This is a genomic window from Nonomuraea zeae (assembly GCF_005889725.1).
GTDB lineage: Bacteria > Actinomycetota > Actinomycetes > Streptosporangiales > Streptosporangiaceae > Nonomuraea > Nonomuraea zeae.
Map to the genome: position 1 here is coordinate 1 of NZ_VCKX01000575.1, position 2,865 is coordinate 2,865.

Annotated in this window: 3 protein-coding genes; 2 read left to right on the top strand and 1 reads right to left on the bottom strand. The window is 70.2% G+C overall.

Going from position 1 to position 2,865, the window contains the following annotated elements:
* Positions 1–87 precede the first annotated feature (87 nt).
* The gene (locus ETD85_RS61300) at positions 88–564 is read right to left on the bottom strand and encodes a VOC family protein (RefSeq protein ID WP_138698941.1); all 477 of its coding nucleotides are present in this window, start codon (positions 562–564) and stop codon (positions 88–90) included.
* A gap of 193 nt (positions 565–757) precedes the next feature.
* On the opposite strand from ETD85_RS61300, the gene ETD85_RS61305 reads away from it, so the two are divergent.
* On the top strand, positions 758–1,729 hold the full coding sequence (locus tag ETD85_RS61305) for a WD40 repeat domain-containing protein (RefSeq protein ID WP_138698942.1): 972 nt from the start codon (positions 758–760) through the stop codon (positions 1,727–1,729).
* Positions 1,730–1,849: 120 nt separating this feature from the next.
* On the top strand, positions 1,850–2,865 hold a 1,016-nt coding region (locus tag ETD85_RS67175; protein WP_138698943.1), incomplete at its 3' end, for a TIGR04222 domain-containing membrane protein.

The following is a 2,865-nucleotide window of genomic DNA, read 5'->3' on the forward strand; positions in this document are numbered from 1 at the left end:
GGATGGGTATAAGAGACCGCCACGGATCATCGGCCACCGCCCACCAGGCCGTCGTGGCGGAATCCGTCTCCGCCACGACGGCGATCGTCACCGGTCCTGGTCGGCGCTGAAACCCTCCAGGTTTTCGCGTTCCTCAAGGCTGCGCAGCTCCTGGAACACCGTGATGTGCAAACCGGCAGGCGCGTCGAGCCGGGCGTTCAGCGACTCCCAGGGCGTCACCGTCGGCGGCGCCACCTCGGTCGCCCCCGCGTCCACCAGCCGCTCGGTCGTGCTCCGAGCGTCCTCGACCTCGAACGCGACCCGGAACTTGGGAGCCACCTGGCGACCCACCTCCACGTCGTCGATCATCCTCTTCTGCGCCGGGTTCGCGATCTCCAGCGTGGCGCGGCCGGCGTCGAGGATCGCCACCCGTGCCCCCTCTCCGTCCGAGAACGCCGCCTGCTCAGGAAGGCCCAGCACGTCCCGATAGAAGGCCACCGCGGCCTCGTAGTCCTCCGCCTCCACAACGAGCCTGAGCTGGCGGACGGCTGACGGGTGGCCTGCTGGATCTGCGTGCGTGCTCACGAAAACTCCTCATCGACATCCGCGGATGGAGGCGCGAGATCGCCCCCACCCCTGCAACCGGCCGGCCCCGACGGTTCATCCCTTGAGGCGGTGGCGGCCTCAGGATGGTTGGTCTGCCACAGCGGCAACGCCCCCGGCGCCTTTTGTGATCTTGGTAGGATCCACCGACCTGACCGGACCCTGAGGAGCAGAGATGATCGTGAACTTAGGTGCCACCGTCGCCTTGACCGCCATGCTCGGCGCCGCTCCCGCGCAACCGGCGCCAGGCCCGTTGCCGGGCACCTCGGCCCGGATCGTGACGAAGATGGCGGGCCGTCCGATCCAGTTCACCTCGTACGCGACCCCGGACACCAGCCCTCCCTTCCGGCAGCGGGCCTGGGACCCGGCCAAGCGGGCGTTCGTCAAGACCGACGCGACCGCCGTCGCCGTCTCCCCCGACGGGCGCTGGGCCGCGAGCCAGGCCGAGGGCAGGGGCGGGGGCGTGCCGAAGGTGACCTTGCTGGATCGCAAGACCGGCGACAGGACGGTGGTGGAGCTGCCCTCCCCCGCCGACCCCGAGCAGGCCAACGGCTACCTCAACACGATCTGGCCCACCTGGTCCCCGGACGGACGCACGCTGCTGTTCAACGTGTTCGAGGCCGGGTTCGAGCCCCGTTCGGAGGGCATCGTCCTGGTCGACGTGCCCGCGATGAAGGCCCGTTTCGTCCGCATCGAGAATGCCCTCATCACCGTCGGCGGCTTCCAGTGGACCCGCGACAGCAAGGGCGTCGTCGTACGCTGGGGCAAGAACGGCGAATCCTCCATCCGCCAGTACGACCTCACCGGCGCCGTCAAGCGGACCTGGCACGTACGCGGCCGTCCGGCCAGCCAGGGACAGGGGACGTTCAGCCCGTCGGGCCGCCGCTTCGTCACCGCCTGCATGTCGCTGGAGAAGTCGGCCTGCGTGTGGGACACCGCCACCGGCAAGGCCGTCACCAGGATCAAGCTGGGCTTCAGCCCCGTCTGGAGTCCCGTGCTCGGCTGGTACGACGAGCGGCACCTGCTCGCGCCGGTCCCTCAGGGCATCGGCATCGTGGACCTCAAGGGCAAGGTCGTCGAGACCCTGGTCAAGGTCCCCAAGAAGCAGGGTCTGTACGCCCGGTTCGAGGCACGCGGCAACGGCTGAGCACACTCCGCCGAATTCGTGAGTTTCCGGGGAACCCGGCTTCCACCGAGAATCGTCCATCAATCACATGGATCTGCCGCAAACGGGGTGTATGCGCATAAGCATTTCAGGGGGAAGCACATGAACGGGGCTCTCTATACGGTTGCGATCGGGCTGCTCGCGCTCATCGCTCTCACCGCGATCCGGACGCAGGTGACGTTGTACCTCGCCCGCTCCGCAGCGGCCAAGGTGCGGCGCTATCCGCTGGACGTCTACGAGGCGGCCTACCTCGCCGGAGGACCGCGCCGGGTGATCAACACGGCACTGGTGTCGCTGCTCTCGCAGGGCGGGGTGCGGGTGTCCAGCGAGGGTGTCGTCACTCCGGTGCAGGGGTTCAGGCCGAGCAAGGGCGTCCCGGTCGAACGCGCGGTTTATCGGCACGTCGCGTCCGTGCCGGGCGGGCGTACCACGGCGGAAGTCCGGCACAGCGCGGGCGGCGACCACGCGATGCGGCGGTTGGGCACGCCGTTGTGGCGGCAGGGGTACCTGATCGGGCCGGCCGATCGAGTGCGGACGCGACGGCGTACGAGCTGGTTGTTCGTCTTCGCCGCGCTGGCGGTGGTGGTGGCGCTGCTGAGCCCGTTCCTGCACGGCTCATCGGGTGCGATCGCGATCGCGGCGGCCGCGGCCGTCGCGGGCGTGATCTGTTTCTTGTGGCTGCGCCGCTCCATGGCGAACCCGCTGACGATGGCCGGCCGGACCGCCCTGTCGGAGGCCGGAACCCTGAACGCCGCGGGCGGGAAGTGGAAGGGCTCGGACGAGGTCGGGCTGGTGGCGCTGCACGGGCTGACCAAACTGCCGGACCGACGGCTGGCCGACACGCTGCGGCTGGACACCCGGGCCAGGACCACCCTGCGGATGGCGGCCTGCTGCACGCCGGGGCGCTGCGGCTCGTACGGCGGCGGTGCGGCCTTCCCCACCGCCTACGACAGCGGCCCGAACGGGGGCGGCGACTGGGGCGGTTTCTTTGATCTGGGCGGCCTGTTCGACTTCGGGGCCGGCTCGTCCGGCGGCGGGTCCCACGGCTCGCACGGGGGCGGCTACGACGGTGGCGGCGGCGGAGATTCCGGCGGTGGTGGTGGCGGCGGCGGAGACGG

Excerpts from the sequence above, each read along its gene's own strand:
- ETD85_RS61305 (WP_138698942.1), top strand. The coding sequence starts at position 758 with ATGATCGTGAACTTAGGTGCCACCGTCGCCTTGACCGCCATGCTCGGC.